This window comes from Mucilaginibacter sp. A3364 (assembly GCF_059690715.1).
On sequence record NZ_JCAWED010000002.1, the window covers coordinates 689,786 to 705,453 of the forward strand.

Annotated in this window: 15 protein-coding genes; 10 read left to right on the plus strand and 5 right to left on the minus strand. The window is 43.9% G+C overall.

Annotated features, from left to right (window positions below; translation table 11 throughout):
* Positions 1-200 precede the first annotated feature (200 nt).
* Complete coding sequence (locus AC59JT_RS15305; RefSeq protein WP_497400462.1) at positions 201-740, minus strand: ankyrin repeat domain-containing protein; 540 nt, start codon at positions 738-740, stop codon at positions 201-203.
* A gap of 351 nt (positions 741-1,091) precedes the next feature.
* Entirely contained in the window at positions 1,092-1,628 is a 537-nt protein-coding gene (locus AC59JT_RS15310; RefSeq protein WP_497400464.1) for an OmpA family protein, read from the minus strand.
* 211 nt (positions 1,629-1,839) lie between these two features.
* Between AC59JT_RS15310 and AC59JT_RS15315 the strand changes: the two genes are divergently transcribed.
* Both AC59JT_RS15315 and AC59JT_RS15320 read left to right on the plus strand, forming a co-directional pair.
* The gene (locus AC59JT_RS15315) at positions 1,840-3,468 is read left to right on the plus strand and encodes a tetratricopeptide repeat protein (protein ID WP_497400466.1); all 1,629 of its coding nucleotides are present in this window, start codon (positions 1,840-1,842) and stop codon (positions 3,466-3,468) included.
* A gap of 201 nt (positions 3,469-3,669) precedes the next feature.
* The gene (locus AC59JT_RS15320) at positions 3,670-4,038 is read left to right on the plus strand and encodes a response regulator (RefSeq protein WP_497400468.1); all 369 of its coding nucleotides are present in this window, start codon (positions 3,670-3,672) and stop codon (positions 4,036-4,038) included.
* A 246-nt stretch (positions 4,039-4,284) separates the two neighbouring features.
* On the opposite strand, the gene AC59JT_RS15325 is transcribed toward AC59JT_RS15320, so the two are convergent.
* From AC59JT_RS15325 to AC59JT_RS15335, 3 genes are all read right to left on the minus strand, one after another.
* Positions 4,285-4,992: a 3-keto-disaccharide hydrolase gene (locus AC59JT_RS15325; RefSeq protein ID WP_497400470.1), complete on the minus strand. Its 708-nt coding sequence runs from the start codon at positions 4,990-4,992 to the stop codon at positions 4,285-4,287.
* Positions 4,993-5,004: 12 nt separating this feature from the next.
* Positions 5,005-6,318, minus strand: coding sequence for a GntP family permease (locus AC59JT_RS15330; RefSeq protein ID WP_497400472.1), 1,314 nt, complete (start codon positions 6,316-6,318; stop codon positions 5,005-5,007).
* A gap of 115 nt (positions 6,319-6,433) precedes the next feature.
* A complete protein-coding gene (locus tag AC59JT_RS15335; protein ID WP_497400474.1) occupies positions 6,434-8,149 on the minus strand; it encodes an IlvD/Edd family dehydratase in 1,716 nt (571 codons plus the stop codon).
* A 220-nt stretch (positions 8,150-8,369) separates the two neighbouring features.
* Here AC59JT_RS15335 and AC59JT_RS15340 point away from each other — a divergent pair, with 220 nt between their 5' ends.
* From AC59JT_RS15340 to AC59JT_RS15375, 8 genes are all read left to right on the plus strand, one after another.
* On the plus strand, positions 8,370-8,984 hold the full coding sequence (locus AC59JT_RS15340) for a hypothetical protein (RefSeq protein ID WP_497400475.1): 615 nt from the start codon (positions 8,370-8,372) through the stop codon (positions 8,982-8,984).
* Positions 8,981-9,289, plus strand: a complete 309-nt coding sequence (locus AC59JT_RS15345; protein ID WP_497400477.1) for a winged helix-turn-helix domain-containing protein — start codon at positions 8,981-8,983, stop codon at positions 9,287-9,289. Before AC59JT_RS15340 ends, AC59JT_RS15345 begins: the two co-directional genes overlap by 4 nt.
* A 505-nt stretch (positions 9,290-9,794) precedes the next feature.
* On the plus strand, positions 9,795-10,241 hold the full coding sequence (locus AC59JT_RS15350) for a hypothetical protein (RefSeq protein ID WP_497400479.1): 447 nt from the start codon (positions 9,795-9,797) through the stop codon (positions 10,239-10,241).
* 37 nt (positions 10,242-10,278) lie between these two features.
* Positions 10,279-11,010 (plus strand): ferritin-like domain-containing protein, encoded by a 732-nt coding sequence (locus tag AC59JT_RS15355; RefSeq protein WP_497400481.1) that lies wholly within the window; start codon positions 10,279-10,281, stop codon positions 11,008-11,010.
* Positions 11,011-11,072: 62 nt separating this feature from the next.
* The gene (locus AC59JT_RS15360; RefSeq protein ID WP_497400483.1) at positions 11,073-11,597 is read left to right on the plus strand and encodes a hypothetical protein; all 525 of its coding nucleotides are present in this window, start codon (positions 11,073-11,075) and stop codon (positions 11,595-11,597) included.
* Positions 11,597-12,112, plus strand: a complete 516-nt coding sequence (locus tag AC59JT_RS15365; RefSeq protein ID WP_497400485.1) for a hypothetical protein — start codon at positions 11,597-11,599, stop codon at positions 12,110-12,112. The genes AC59JT_RS15360 and AC59JT_RS15365 overlap by 1 nt, the downstream gene beginning before the upstream one ends.
* A complete protein-coding gene (locus tag AC59JT_RS15370; RefSeq protein ID WP_497400487.1) occupies positions 12,090-12,794 on the plus strand; it encodes a metallophosphoesterase in 705 nt (234 codons plus the stop codon). Before AC59JT_RS15365 ends, AC59JT_RS15370 begins: the two co-directional genes overlap by 23 nt.
* Positions 12,795-12,922: 128 nt before the next feature.
* Positions 12,923-15,661 (plus strand): PQQ-dependent sugar dehydrogenase, encoded by a 2,739-nt coding sequence (locus AC59JT_RS15375; RefSeq protein WP_497400489.1) that lies wholly within the window; start codon positions 12,923-12,925, stop codon positions 15,659-15,661.
* Positions 15,662-15,668: the final 7 nt, after the last annotated feature.

Here is a 15,668-nt window from a genome sequence, read left to right on the forward strand (position 1 = left end):
ACAGGTTTGGTGTAATAAAAGTACGCAAAATATTATTATTAAAAATATCTAACTCAAAATAGTTGCATATACACTCAAACAAAAATCAACCTCTTATATATTTATTTTTTATCGCCAAAGGCAAAAACTATGATACAACAAAAAACCCCTGAGAAAATTTCAGGGGTTTTTATATAGGGGGTAATCTGCACTCATGGCGCTTAAATTTTGGTGGTGGTGGTGTTAGTTAACAGGTTTGCAATTTTAGCGTTGTTAACTTGTTTTGCGTAGTCTAACGCGGTTAATTTGTCGGCATCTTTTACATTCGCTTTTGCGCCGTAAGCCAATAAAGCTTGTACTGCTTCTGCATTGTTTGCACTTACTGCAACCATTAATGCAGTTGTACCATTGTTGTTTTTAGCATCAAGCGCAGGGAAATGGCTTACTAACGAGTAAACATTATCACCATTGTTGTTCATTGCGGCTAACATTAAAGCAGTGTTGCCTTTTGCGTCTTTTACGTCCACATCAGCATTTTTTTGCAATAACATTTTAACAATGCGGTTTTGGCCGGTTTTAGCTGCTAACATTAACGCGGTGTTGCCATTGGCATCTTTAGCGTTTACATTAAAGCCATCTTTGCTCATTAAATGTTTTACTGCTAACGCATCGTTTTCTTCGATTGCGGTAAACACGGTTTGCGCTTTAAGCGACAGGCACGTCAGTAGAAGTGCGCTCAAAAAAATTAACTTTTTTGTCATTTTAATAGGGGTTTTTAATTTTAACTTGTTGTAAATCACCCCCCAATTACGTAAAAAAAATTGGTAACGGTTTTTCCGGTTTCACAACTTTTAGGAGATGTGGAAGATTAACGGTTGCACATTTTCTTTTAACTAAAATTTTTGAGTATATAAATGATTGGCGAAAATCATTGCTTCAAAGCATAAAACGCCATGGTTTTAAGCAATCTTTAATGGAGTTGCAGAAATAATTAACCGGTCGCTCTCCCAAAATTTCCTTTAACGATAATTTACTTTTTCGCGCTTATGACATGAACATGACACAAAAAAACCCGGACCATGCCGGGTTTTTATCATTTTGAGGAGAAATTATTAATCAAGTTTTTTGATCTCGACGCGGCGGTTAAGTATGCGGCCCGCTTCGGTTGTATTGTCAGCAATAGGTTTGCTTTCGCCCCAGCCTTTGGCATCTAACCTGCTTGCATCGATACCTGAGTTTACCAGGTATGCTTTAACAGCCGTAGCACGCTCAACAGATAATGATTGATTATGCGCGGCAGTACCTTCGGCTGATGAATTTCCGTTCAGAACAAATCTTACCGATTGATCTTTCTTCATTTCGGCAACAGCTTTGTCCATAATAGGGTATGATGCTGTTTTTAATATGCCCGAGTTAAACTCAAATTGTATGTTGCTGAAGTTGTAATCCGGTTTCTCAACAACAGGCTGCGGGGCCGGTGTTGGCGCAGGTGTAGGCTCCGGTTTCGGTTCCTCTTTTGCTGGCGGAGGTGTTGGCGGTGTTTCCTGTACAGGGGTTTGCTGTACAACTTTTTTTGCCTTACAGGCTTGCATGGTAATTGTCGCTGCTATAAACAGCACGGGTAGATAGATTGCTTTTGATAGTTTCATAAATAAAAATTAACGGTTTGTGGTACATATTTAACGGCCATGCCTAAGCTATTATTGCCATTATTATATCCGGCGCTGAAAGTAGCCCATTTTTTTTGAACTGAAAAAAAGAGGATTTTAACTTTCTTTTTAAAACATACTATTTTTATTAAATGAATATATAATTAACCATTACTATATTTGATGATCGCTAAATCAATTCCCTGTGTTGATGTTTGCTATCGCTAATAACCCTTGTAAACAATTGCTCACCGGCCTGGCCCTATTGGGCCTGATGGCTTGTAATAACAGTAGCAAGAGCAGCGAAGACGGTGCCCAGGCAAACCCCGACAGCAGCGAGATAACCAAACAAATTACCCTAGGCAAAAAGCTTACTACCAGCAACCAGGACTCGCTTAAAACTGTCATCCAAAAGCTTTACGGTCTGCATCAAAAAACAGGGGATAAAAAAGCGTTTGTATACGCGCAAAAGTTTGAAGCCCATTATTACTGGAATGCCGCTGATCATAAAAAAGCTACACAATTTGCTATGAAAAGCCTGGCTGCAGCACAGCAATATAACATCAGCAACGCTATACCCGATATTTATTATACCATAGCCAACCTTAACAAAGAAACCACAAACTACAATATGGCCTTTGAGGCCGCCGATAGTGGTTTAAATGCGGCTAAAAAAAACAAGGATACTACCGAGATTATATCAGGACTGGGGCTTAAAGCCATGTTTACCCGCGGGGTGGCCTTACGAGCCCGCAAACCAAAATCAGACACCACGAGTATTGTATTAAACCTGGCCGCGTTAAAAATAGCCGAGTCAAACCCCAGGTATGAGCGCTTACGTATTCGCTTTTATAATAATATTGGCCAGTACTACAAAGATGTCCGCAAGTTAGACAGTGCCCTGTTTTACGTTAACAAGGCCATCGCGTTAGCCAATAAATATAACCAAACCCGCTCATTAACCTACTCGTACGCCTGGCTTGGGCAAGCTACTTATTACATGGGGCAGCATGAACAGGGCATTGCGTATTTAAATAAGGCTTTGCAAATAGCCCGCGATTTGGATCAGCCTTTTAGGGTGATGGAGATAAACGAGCATATGTATGATTGCTACATATCCAGCGGCAATTATAAAGAGGCGCTACATTATTTTGACCGGGGTAAAACCATGCGCGATTCGCTTAAAGTGCTTGATAATGTAAAGCAAATAGGCGAGCTGCAGGTGAAGTACGAATCGGCAAAGAAGGACAAAGAAATAAGCGCGTTGAACGCCAAAGCCAAAATAGAAGCCTGGCAACGAAATACTTCTGTTGTGGTTTTGATATTGATATGCGTTATTGGCGTACTTATTTATATCAAAGAAAAGAAAAATAAGAGGTTGCTTTTGGCAGATAAGCAGCTGGTTGACGAAGAGTTACGCAACGCTACCCTGGAGCTAAATCACTTTACCGAGAGCCTTCGCCATAAAAACGAGCTGATTGAAGAATTTAAAGCACAAATAGAGCAGTTGCACCTGCAGCACGTAAACAAAGCGGATATTGATAGTCTTGAAGCTTTAATGAAGGCCCATATTATGACCGATGAAAACTGGGACAGTTTCAGAAAGCTTTTTATTAAAGTGCATGGGAACTTTTTTGAAACGGTTAAAAAGCGTTATCCAAGCCTTACCACAAATGACAATCGCATGCTATCGCTTATAAAAATGCAATTGGGTAATAACGAAATGGCTAACATGTTAGGGGTTACGATTGAAGGCGTTAAAAAATCAAAACAGCGTTTACGCAAAAAAATGAACCTGAGCATAGAAGAAAACCTGAACGAGATCATCACTGCGCTTTAAGTTCATGTCTCTTTAATCGTGCGTAAAAACTTTACGATTGTCCACCCATTATTAGAATCCGTAATTAAATCAACTAATTTCTACGCCGGTTTTTGTCCATCATTTGTCCACACCCGGGCAATATTAAAACATGTAGTTTTACTAATAGTTAATCAACGCGCCCCCGCAATCATCTACCACATATAAATTAAGGTGCCCGAAATGAACATTTTTATTGTTGAAGATTCGCCGTTACTGGCGGCCGCGCTTAAGCAACTTGTTTTAAAGTTAGGCCATAGTATAGCCGGTATGGCATCATCCTATGACGATGCTGTAAATAAAATCGACACCAACGTTGATATGGTTATAAGCGACATTATGTTGATGGGGCAAAAAAACGGTATTGAGTTGGGCGCCTATATTAAAAGCCGTTTCAATATCCCGATAATCTACCAATCGTCAATTACGGATAGCGAAACAGTTTATAATGCCATGCTTAATTGCCCCCTGGCTTACCTGGTAAAGCCGGTTGACCAAACCCAATTGTTCAACGCGCTGGAAGATGCAGAGCACGCCTTAAACAGACAATAGCATACCCCTACTTTAAAATAATCCGTGGAAAAACAAAACGAACGACGACAATGCCCTAAATGTAAACGAGGGCAATTAAGCACCCGTGTTAAACGCTCAGCATTGGTTAGGGCGTTGCTATTTTGGTTACCTATTAAGCGCTACATGTGCGGCAATTGCGGCAGCAAGGTGTATATTTTTAATTAAAACTGATGTATTGTGTGTAAAAGGCGCTAATGTTTATTAGCGCCTTTATTTAATGTTCATTTACAAAGCACGTATCTTTAGGTTTTTGTAGGCTACCGGGCCATGATGATCCTGTAATTGAATGCGGCCTTTGGCTACCGTACCGAACATCGGCTCCACTTTGCTGAATTTACTATCAGCTACGCCTGCAGCATAAGCAGCGCTGCCCCGCTCGTACTCCAGCACTTTAACGCCATTTACAAAATGTTGTACGTTTTTGCCTTTGGCTATCACTTTTATGGTGTTCCATTGGCCGGGTGGGTTTACTTTCTTTTTTGACTCAACAGGTGGCAGCACATCATATAACGAACCCAGCAGGTGATCGGCCAGTTTGTTGTCTTCGCCCAGCACATCGTCAATTATCTGGAATTCGCAACCCAGGTTTCCACCTTTATCATACTTCGTAAAAAAGTATTTAATGCCCGTATTAGTGCCCGGTTCAATGTTGAAATCGGCAGTGAATTCAAAATCGCCAAACTCTTCGGCAGTAAAAATATCGCCGCCTTTGGCATCCTTTTTTAGCGTTAAAGCTCCGTTAACAACTTCCCACGCTCCAGGTGCCGCGGCTATGGCTTTCCCATCGCCGGCTACCCAACCAGTGGCAGTGGTGCCGTCAAACAGTAGTTTCCAATTGTCTTTTTTTTCTTTGGCTGATAGGGTATTATCCTTTTGCGCAAAAGCCGGCATTATACAGACAGCAGCCAGTAAGGTAAAAAGTATCTTTCTCATATATATAATTTATTAAATAAACATATTAACTATTAACACACCAAAAAGCCCGAAAACCGACACCAGCGTTTCCATTAAGGACCATGACATAAAGGTTTGTTTCATGGTTAGGCCAAAATACTCTTTAGTAACCCAAAACGCGGTATCATTAACATGCGAGCAAAACAAACTACCCGCGCCTATGGATAGCACCATCAGGTTGGGGTCAACCGGTATTTGTTGCATCAGGGGGAAAATAATACCTGCCGCGGTTAAACCGGCCGCGGTTGCCGACCCTATGGCCAGCCGGATGATAGCCGCAATTAACCAGCCCAGTACCAACGGCGGCATATGCAGGCTTTGCAGGCTTCCGGCAATTACGGCACTGGCACCGCTATCTATAAATATTTGCTTTAATATGCCGGCGCTGCCGATGATGAGCAAAATGCCGGCAATTTCTTTAATGGCATCTGCATAGCCATTCATTACCTCGCTAATCTTCATGCCCTTGCCTACGCCAAGTGTATAGGTTGCAATGAGTATGGTAAGCAGCATGGCTATGTTAGGATCGGCTATAAATGCGGCCCAGTCTGCCATTTGAACATTATCTCCCGCCAGGCTTTTTATCAATGTGCTTACGCCGATAATAATAACAGGCAACAGCGACGACAGGATACTATTAGCCAGTCCGGGCAGTTTATCGTCGGGCATTTCCTGTACTGAAGTAGCAAACGGCGAGATGGTTTTGATATTCTTCAAAAAACGCGAAAACAGTGGCCCGGCAATGGCGCAGGTCGGCACCGCCACAATAAAGCCGTACATAAACACCTTGGTTACATCGGCATGAAACTGTTTGGTAAGCGCAATGGGCGATGGATGCGGCGGTAAAAAACCATGCATTACCGATAGTGATGCCAGCATAGGTATACCCACATACACATAAGGCAATTTATATCGGCTTGCTGCCGCGAAAATAATAGGCACCAGTAAAAAGAAGCCCACATTATAAAACAGCGGTATGCCTACAATAAACCCGGTTGTACACATGGCCCAGGCCAGGTACTTTTCGCCAAATATGGCCCGCATAGAATTAGCTATTTTTTGCGCCGCGCCACTTGCACCCACCAGTTTACCCAACATAGCACCAAGCACAATGGTGATCACGATGGATCCCAGCATATCACCAAGGCCCTTGTTAATCGTGCTATTGATCTTGGCCACCGGCATACCCAGCAGCAATGCCGCCATTACCGATACGATAAGGAAGCTTAAAAACACATTGAACTTTCCCCAGGTAACTAAAAGTACCAGGGTTATTAAGCAGATGATGAGAATTGTGATTACCATAGTATGATACCCCCTCTAAATCTCCCCCGAGGGGGAGACTTTTGATTTTGTATTTCTTTATTAACTTTATTTATATTTTTTCAAAGCCCTTTCCCTCGGGGAGGGTTGGGAGGGGTCAATGCGAATCCCTCAAAACTTCCGACCCTGAACCGCCTACTAAAAAATCCAGATCGGCACCTTTATCAGCCTGTAAAACATGGTTAACGTACAGGTGTACATAACCCCGGTTTGACGCTGGCGGCGGTGCTGCCCAATTTTTTCTGCGGGTGTCCAGTTCTTCGTCAGATACCTCCAGGTGTATGCGGCGGGCCTCAACATCAAGGGTTATCATATCGCCGTTTTGTACAAGCCCAAGGTTGCCTCCGATAGCCGACTCCGGCGATACATGTAGTATCACCGTACCAAAGGCTGTTCCGCTCATGCGGCCGTCAGATATTCGAACCATATCTGTTATGCCTTTGGCCAGTATCTTTTTAGGTAAGGTCATATTACCCACTTCGGGCATACCGGGATAACCTACGGGGCCTACACATTTTAGCACCATTACGCAGGTTTCGTCAATATCCAGATTTGGGTCGTCAACGCGGGCATGATAATCTTCTATATTTTCAAACACTACCGCCCTGCCGGTATGCTGCATCAGCGCGGGCGTAGCTGCCGATGGTTTGATAACCGCGCCGTTTAATGCCAGGTTACCTTTTACTACCACGATACCTGCTTCATTTATCAAAGGTTGTTGGTATGGGTGGATAACGTCGCTGTTATAAATAGTGCCGGTATCCTGTATATTTTCGCGGTGCGATCTGCCGCTTACGGTGATGGTATCCATATCCAGCACATCTGCCATTTGCCTGATGATGGCCGGTAGTCCGCCAGCATAGTAAAAATCCTCCATCAGGAATTTACCCGAAGGCATCAGGTTTAATAATAGTGGCATTTTGCTGCCTATGCTGTCAAAATCTTGCAGGTTAAGCTCAACGCCTATGCGGCCTGCAATGGCGGTTAAATGTATCACGAAATTTGATGAACCACCTATAGCCGCGTTAACTTTTATCGCGTTTTCAAAAGCCGCGCGGGTAAGCACTTTGCTCATACGCAGATCCTCCTTCACCATCTCCACAATACGCCTGCCTGATAGTTGTGCTATGCGTTTACGTCTTGAATCAACCGCCGGGATAGCGGCTCCGCCGGATAAAGACATACCCAACGATTCAACCATACACGCCATGGTGGAGGCGGTCCCCATCGTCATACAATGCCCCGGACTGCGGGACATGCAGCTTTCAGCTTCCTGGAACTCGGCATAGCTCATTTTACCCGTTTTCAGGTCGTCGGTAAACGTCCATACGTTGGTACCGGAGCCAATATCATGACCCTTGTATTTACCATTCAACATCGGGCCGCCTTGTACCACAATGGTGGGCAGATCAACACTGGCCGCGCCCATCAGCGTTGCGGGCGTAGTTTTATCGCAGCCGGTTAACAGCACAACGCCGTCCATGGGGTTGCCACGGATCGATTCCTCGGTATCCATACTACCCAGGTTTCTAAACAACATAGCAGTTGGCTTCAACAGTGTTTCGCCTAAGGACATGATTGGGAACTCCACCGGGAATCCTCCGGCCTCTAACACGCCGCGTTTCACGCTTTCGGCAATATCACGCAAGTGAGCGTTACAAGGCGTAAGCTCAGACCATGTGTTGCATATACCTATCACCGGCCGGCCGTCAAACATATCCTCGGGCATGCCTTGGTTTTTCATCCAGCTGCGGTATATAAAACCCATCTTATCTCTTTTGCCAAACCAGTCGGCGCTGCGAAATGCGGTCATACGGTATAAATAAAGCACGTGTTGCCCATTGGCGTAACAGCGCAGCTTGAATGTTTTTTAGAAAATGGTTTATTAATCGGTGTTAATGTAATGCAAAGTAATAAATTCTTTGTTAATGTGTTAGGCCAGGGCCATTGTATTAAAAAAATCACCTATCGGCATAAATAAAATTTGCATAATCCACTTTTAATCCATTACTTTGAAACACAAAGTGCTTTAAATGAAAGAAAAAGACATACAGGATGACCTGGCCTCCATCCGCAGTTTGATGGAGCGTTCATCAAAGTTTATCTCGCTAAGTGGCCTTTCTGGCGTGCTGGCCGGTGTTTACGCGTTGATAGGCGCAGTGGCTGCCTATTTTGTGATGGACAGATCCATAAATTTTGACGGCCTTAATCTTTTACCTTCGCTTAATGCATTGCCGCAACTGGCGGGCATTGCTATAGCAGTATTAGTGTTTTCTGTTATTACAGCCACCGTGCTGTCACGCCGCAAGGCTAAACGCAAAGCACAACAATTCTGGAGCAAGACAAGTCGCGAATTACTTTTTCATATGATAGTGCCTTTATTAAGTGGCGGGGCGCTGATATTTATATTGCTTTACCGTGGGCATTTTGGTTTAATTGCACCTTCAATGCTCATATTTTATGGCCTGGCTTTAATTGCAGCAAGTAATTTTACGTTTACCGATGTTAAATATTTAGGTTTGTGCCAAATTGCATTAGGTTTGTTAGCTGCCGCTATACCGGGTTATGGGCTTATATTCTGGGCATTGGGCTTCGGCGTTTTGCATGTTATTTACGGTAGTGTGATGTATTTAAAATACGATAGGTGAAAATACCCTTTGATAAATTAGACAAAGCTTTTGAGAACCGTGTGCGGTTGCAGATTATGAGCGTACTGGTGGCCAACCAGCGGTACGATTTTAATTCGCTGAAGGAACTGTTGGAAATAACCGACGGTAACCTGGCATCGCACCTTAAAGCTTTGGAGAAAGAAGAATACATACTGGTTAATAAATCATTCCTGGGCCGTAAACCCAACACCAATTACGAGGCGACTGATAAAGGCAAAAAAGCTTTTAAAGCTCACCTTGACGCATTGGAACAATTGATATTTTTTCAGCAAAAACTAAAATAGATCTATTTTTTTATTCACTTACTTTGAAAAACAAAGTTCTTTTATGGGCGCAAAAAACGCATTTCGAGTTGTTACTTACACCACTAAAGTTTGGTTGACATCTGTATTCGTGGCCCCCTTCATTTGCCTTACCTTGATGAATTTGGCATCCTCGGGTCGGTTTAATTGGGAGTTTGTAAAACACATTAGCGAGCTATACCAGTTTGTGGTATTAGCTGAGTTTGTCTTTTCAATCTTTACCTGGTTATTATTCACTTGCGTTGCGGGCTATTTCGCGCAGCACGTTTCAGACCCTGTTAAGCGCAGGGTATCCCTTGTACTATCCGGACTCATTGCCACTCTTTTAACATTTGTAATAGTTTGCTGCTTCTTTTTCGGCGCCGATAAGGGAATATTATTATTTGGCGCAGTAAATTGCTTATGTATTGCCACAGGGTGCTGGTTTTACAAACTTGATCTTAAATACTATTAACTATCTCATAAAGACTCTTTAAAATTTTCCATCATGACAACATCAATCAACCCCGCATTACTTTACACCGTAAAACTCTTGTTTAAAAGCCTTGCTGTATCCGCAATAATAGCCGCTATTGGATTGCGGGTTTTTATTTCGCCAACGGATAACGATCTTCCGTTTGCCTTGCTCTGCATATTGCTGTTTGGTATACAGCTAATAGGCTCCATCATTCCGGGCTTACTGCTTAGCTTTATTATTCAAAAAACATCTGTGGGGGTGCAGAAATGGGCAATATGGCTGGGGGCCATCTTGTTGATCGCCGTCCTGTGCATTACCTATACTTTATTTGCCGGCGAGCCCCGCGGCGCGGCGGCGACTGTAATACACGGCGTGGATGACCTGGTAACGCTTTGCTTTGTGGGTAATTTGATAGGCTTGTCGTTTTTTATCTGGCAGCAGGATCTTCCGTCTCTTTCTTCGCAGTTAAACGCCTGATACAACAAAAAATCATCCACCATAAAAACAACACATTATGTACACCAGCAAACATTGGATCAACCATTTTAAAGCTAATGCTTTAGAGAAACGCGTGAATTGGGAGCAAAGCCCCGCAATTACACCAACCGAAACTGCAACCATCTTAAAATCATTACAAGCCTGGCAACTGGGCGAAACTTCGGAAGGTTTGCACCTTATCGCAGCAGCAACAAAATACGCCAACAAAATAGGCGACCAGCATTATGTAGATGCCGTTAAGCTGTTCATCAAAGAAGAACAAAAACATGGCAATAACCTGGGCATGTACCTGGATAATATCGGTCAGTCACGTATTAAAAAAGACTGGGGCGATAGCCTGTTTAGAAAAGTGCGCTACTACAATACCAGTATGGAGATTTGGACACTGGCGGTTATTGTTGTTGAAAGCACCGCGCAAATCTTCTATCAGTCATTAAAAGATGCGACCAAGTGCAAGTTGCTGCAGGAAATATGTACCGATATTTTAATAGACGAAGCCTATCACATCACTTTTCAGAATGAACGCCTGGCCATAATTTTTGAGAGCAAAAGTGAGTTTTCAAAAGCCTGGCGAAAGGTAGCCTACAAATATTTCTTCTACGCTACTTCGTTATTGGTATGGTTAGCGCATAAAAAGTTGTTCAAAGCCGGTGGTAACACCTTTGCTTGGTACAGCAAAAAAATGGAACACAAGTATTTAAAAACGCTGAAACGTATTACAGATACTGAAGTTGCACTGTGGGTTTAGCGGTATTAGTAAGTACTGATATATTTTTTAGCCATTAACTTTGAAAATAAAAGTTCTTTCGAATGAAAAACACGTCCGTCAATAACAAAAAACAATCGGGTTTCAGGCAATATCTCTCGCTTATTTTATTGTTTGTGCCACCTGTGCTTTTTATAGGGTTACTTGCCGTATTTCCGGTGGCAGGCAAGCTCCCAATATCTACATTCCCTTACCTGCCATGGCAATTTTTCATTGTTGGCGTAGCCGGAATTATAGCCACAGCAGGCGGTGTTCTTGATTGGAAATACCATCGCGACCCGCTGAATCTAAAACTCCCCAAAAAAGAACGCGACGCTGAGGCTGCAGCACTTGGTTTAGGTGGCGTGCCCATGTTCTTTTTAATGTGGTTTGCCATGCATAGCGCAAAGCCTACCTGGTATCTCATCCCTATTGTGATAGTACTTATATACACCGTAGTGGCTATCAGTTATGACGAGTTTGTTTTCCATATAAAGCGCTGCACCAAAATTGAGAATATATATCATCGCATGCTGGTATTTGGTAATGGCGTTGCCTGGTTGGCCTGGTTCCATTTTATTTACTGCTGATGTTTTACATACAGCTAATAAACCGGAGCATTGTGCAGCGGGGCGCCCGTCCGCCGGAGGCCGGGGTGGCGCCGTCGTTTCAGGTATTTGATGACGGAGCGCGGTGGATGAGTCAGATATTGCGTATAGCCGACGGGGCAACAAGCGCTACTAACTACACGTTTTACGGCCTGCTAAAGTATGGCGTTTGCATTGGGTTAATGACATTATCGGCTTGGGGGTTTGCTGCTGTGCATATGGCTTTGACTCCTCTAGCTGTATTAATATTTTATTGGGCCGAAGTTCATTTCCTGTTTTTGTTTCCTTTATTAATTGATGGCGTGCGTAATCCTTTAAAAACAAGCATACGGGCAACTTATCGGGTTGGTTTATGGCGGGCGATAATGAATGTGATGCCAATAGGTGTTTACATGGTATCGGGCCTGTTTAACTTTAAAGACCCGTTTAAACGCTGGCATATTGGCTGTATGTGTATTGTAATTTGGTATTGTGATGAAGTTAGAGATAGGCTATAAAAACAGCTTCGACATACGCCACGAAACCATACAAGGTGGCATAGCCGGCGATATCCGGGTGATGCATATAACCGACCTGCATTTAACGGGCCGCTCCGGTTTTATCGTGACCGAATTGATCAAAACCGTACAAAAGCTCGATCCGCATGTAATACTGCTGGGTGGAGATTATGTTGATACACTGGGCGGCCTCAAACAACTATCAGCTTTGCTAAAACACATCACAGCCGGCAAGCGGGTATTTGCCATACCCGGCAATCATGATCAGTTTTTGTGGGCGAAGAAAATTAAAAACACCATTTTGGCCGAAGAGGTGTGCTGGTTGGATAATAGCGCCACCAAATTCATCATTAACAAAACCACTATACACATCGACGGAGGAAAGCCATCAGTCAATAACATTGATGCAGCTATAGCTATTCTGCTTTTACATCAGCCAATAACCATTACCGCTTATCAAAACAAATACAACCTGGCACTGGCCGGGCATCTGCATGGCTGCCAGTTTGTATTTTGGGAAACCGAAAAGGGCCTTTATCCCGGCAGGCTATTTTACCAATGGAACATCCTAAAAAAGCAAACAGGGCGCTGCCTGTACCTGGTAAGCAAAGGCGTGGGCGACACGCTGCCTGTGAGGTATAATTGCAGGAAAGATATTATACTCATTACTATCACACAATAACCCCATCGCGCATAGCAACATAACATTTTACTTACAATAACAGCATTTGATGATTGAAGGCGTTTAGGGCTTTAGGTGTTAATATCCATTTACTATATTTACGCCCCGTAATAACCCAATTTATCATTATGTTACATAAAAAAACAATGTATAAAATATCGGCAGCGGCTTTAGTGGCGGCAGCAGGTGTTTTATTTTCATTTATTGGCGATAACCCGGCAAAGCCCGACGAAAGCCGCTTTACCCCGGTTACCCTAACCGCCCCCGGCGACCTGGACGAACCGAATACTTTTGAGGTGCTAAAAGACGGTCGCGTTTTTATCAGCGAGCGTAAGGGCGCTATCAAGTTGTTTGACCCTATTACCAAAATGGTTACGGTTATTGCAACCTTGCCGGTTAACACTAAATACACTAGCGCTAAAGGTGTGGTTACCGAAGCCGAGGAAGGCTTACTGGGCCTGACCATCGACCCTAATTTCGAAAAAAATCATTTTGTATACACGTTCTACTCGCACGCTACCGAAAGTAAGTTTCAGCTTACCCGCTGGAAGTTTACAGAGGACGAGAAACTGGTAGGCGAAAAAGTAATGCTGGAGTTCCCTACCCAACGCGAGGTTTGCTGCCATACCGGCGGTGGTATGACCTGGGATGCTAAAAACAACCTTTACCTAACCGTTGGTAACAACACAGGTACTTCGTTGTCATCATCAACCGATGAGCGCCCCAACCGCAAAAACTGGGACGACCAGCGTGGTACTGCCAACACTAACAGCTTACTGGGTAAAATTTTACGTATCCACCCGGAAGCTAACGGTACCTATACCATCCCGGCAGGTAACCTATTCCCTAAAGGCATGGCTAAAACCCGTCCGGAGATCTATACCATGGGTCACCGTAACCCATGGAGACCATCAATCGACAGCAAAACCGGCTATTTATACTGGGGCGATATTGGCCCGGATAATACCGAGGATAGTGACATAGGCCCTAAAGGCTATGACGAGCTAAACCAGGCCCGCAAACCGGGTTTCTATGGCTGGCCATACTTTGTTGGCCCTAACACGCCGTTCCCTATTTTTGATTATGTAGGCGGCGACCTGGGGGATCCTAAAAAAGGCGACAAACCAACCAATACATCAGTTAACAACACCGGTTTAACCGAGTTGCCCGCTGTTGCAAAACCATTCATTTATTATCCTTACACCGCTTCGGCCGAGTTCCCGTTAGTGGGTAGCGGTAGCCGCAGCGCGGTAGGCGGCCCGGTTTATCACCGTTCTGACCGCCCATTGGCTAAACGCCCTTGGCCTGCTTATTACGAAGGTAAATGGATAGCTACCGACCTGGCCCGCGGCTGGATCATGTCTATCGGCATGAAACCTAACGGCGATTATAACAGCATGGAGCAATTCCTGCCATCATATCACCCTATTGAGCCTATTGATATTAAATTTGGCCCGGATGGCGATTTGTACGTGTTGGAATATGGCAGCGTTTGGTTTGGCAAAAGCGATAACGCTAAACTGGTACGTATTGAATATAATGCCGGTAACCGCAAACCAATTGTTGCGGTATCAACCAATAAACAAGGTGGTACAGTGCCATTAAACATCACTTTATCATCAGCCGGTACCAAAGATGCCGACGGCGATAAATTAACTTATAGCTGGAAGGTAACTTCGCCGGGTGTTGCACCAAAGGTATATCCTACGGCTAATCCTGCTATTACCTTAACCAAAGCAGGTGTGTACATGGCTACGTTAACGGTTACCGATGCTAAAGGCGCCAAAAACAGTAAAGCCGTACAAATTATTGCTGGTAACGAAGCGCCGGCAGTTACAGTAGCTTTGGGTGAAAACAGCACGTTTTTCTTCCCGGGTAAAACTATTAATTATACAGTTAGCGTAGCGGATAAAGAGGATGGTAGCTTAGAATCAGGTATCAGTGCCGACCAGGTGGCTATCAGCGCCAACTATGCTTCGGAAGGTTTTGACGTGGCCGAGCTTACCCAGGCGCAGCGCAGTGTGGATGCTTCTACCAAATTTGCGGTAGCGCAAGCCATCATGAGCAAAACCGACTGTAAAAACTGCCACAGCGTAAACACACCAAACATTGGCCCAATGTTTACCGAGATTGCTGCTAAATACAAAGGCAACCAGAAAGAGATAGACCGTTTACCTACAGCTATTGTTAAAGGTACCAGTGGTCACTGGAACAAGCCTATCGCTATGCCTGCTCACCCAAGTGTGGCTTTGGCCGATGCTAAAACCATTGTGGAATATATAATGAACAGCGCCAATAATAACATTAACACCATGCCGGCAAAAGGTACTTATACAACCAAAACCCCGGAAGGCGATAATGGCAAAGGCACCTTCATCATCCGCGCGGCTTATACCGATAAAGGTAATAAGAGCATCCCTAAGCAAACTTCGGAGCAAACAATAGTGTTGCGTAACCCTGAGCTTTCGCCTGCCTCTGCATCTGTTATTAAAGGCGCCAGCGCCAAGGTTAACGGGTTAGATGGTACTACCAATGTGGTAGCTAAACAAAACGGCTACGTAGCGTTTAAAAACATCGACCTCACAGGCATTAAACAACTACGCATAGGCGCAACTGCCAGCGCATTGGAAAACAACCCGGGTGGTGTTATTGAAGTGCGTACAGGTTCGCCTACCGGTGCGTTGGTTGGCCAGGTATCTGTTGAGGTATTGGACGAAAAACCAAAAACACCGGTATTGTTAAAAACCGATGTTGCACCTACTACAGGTAAGCACGATATCTACTTCGTATTTAAAAATGATAAAGCTAAGCCTAGCGAGGCGCTGTTGTTATTTAATACCGTGGTGTTTGATGATGAGAAGAAATAACGATCAA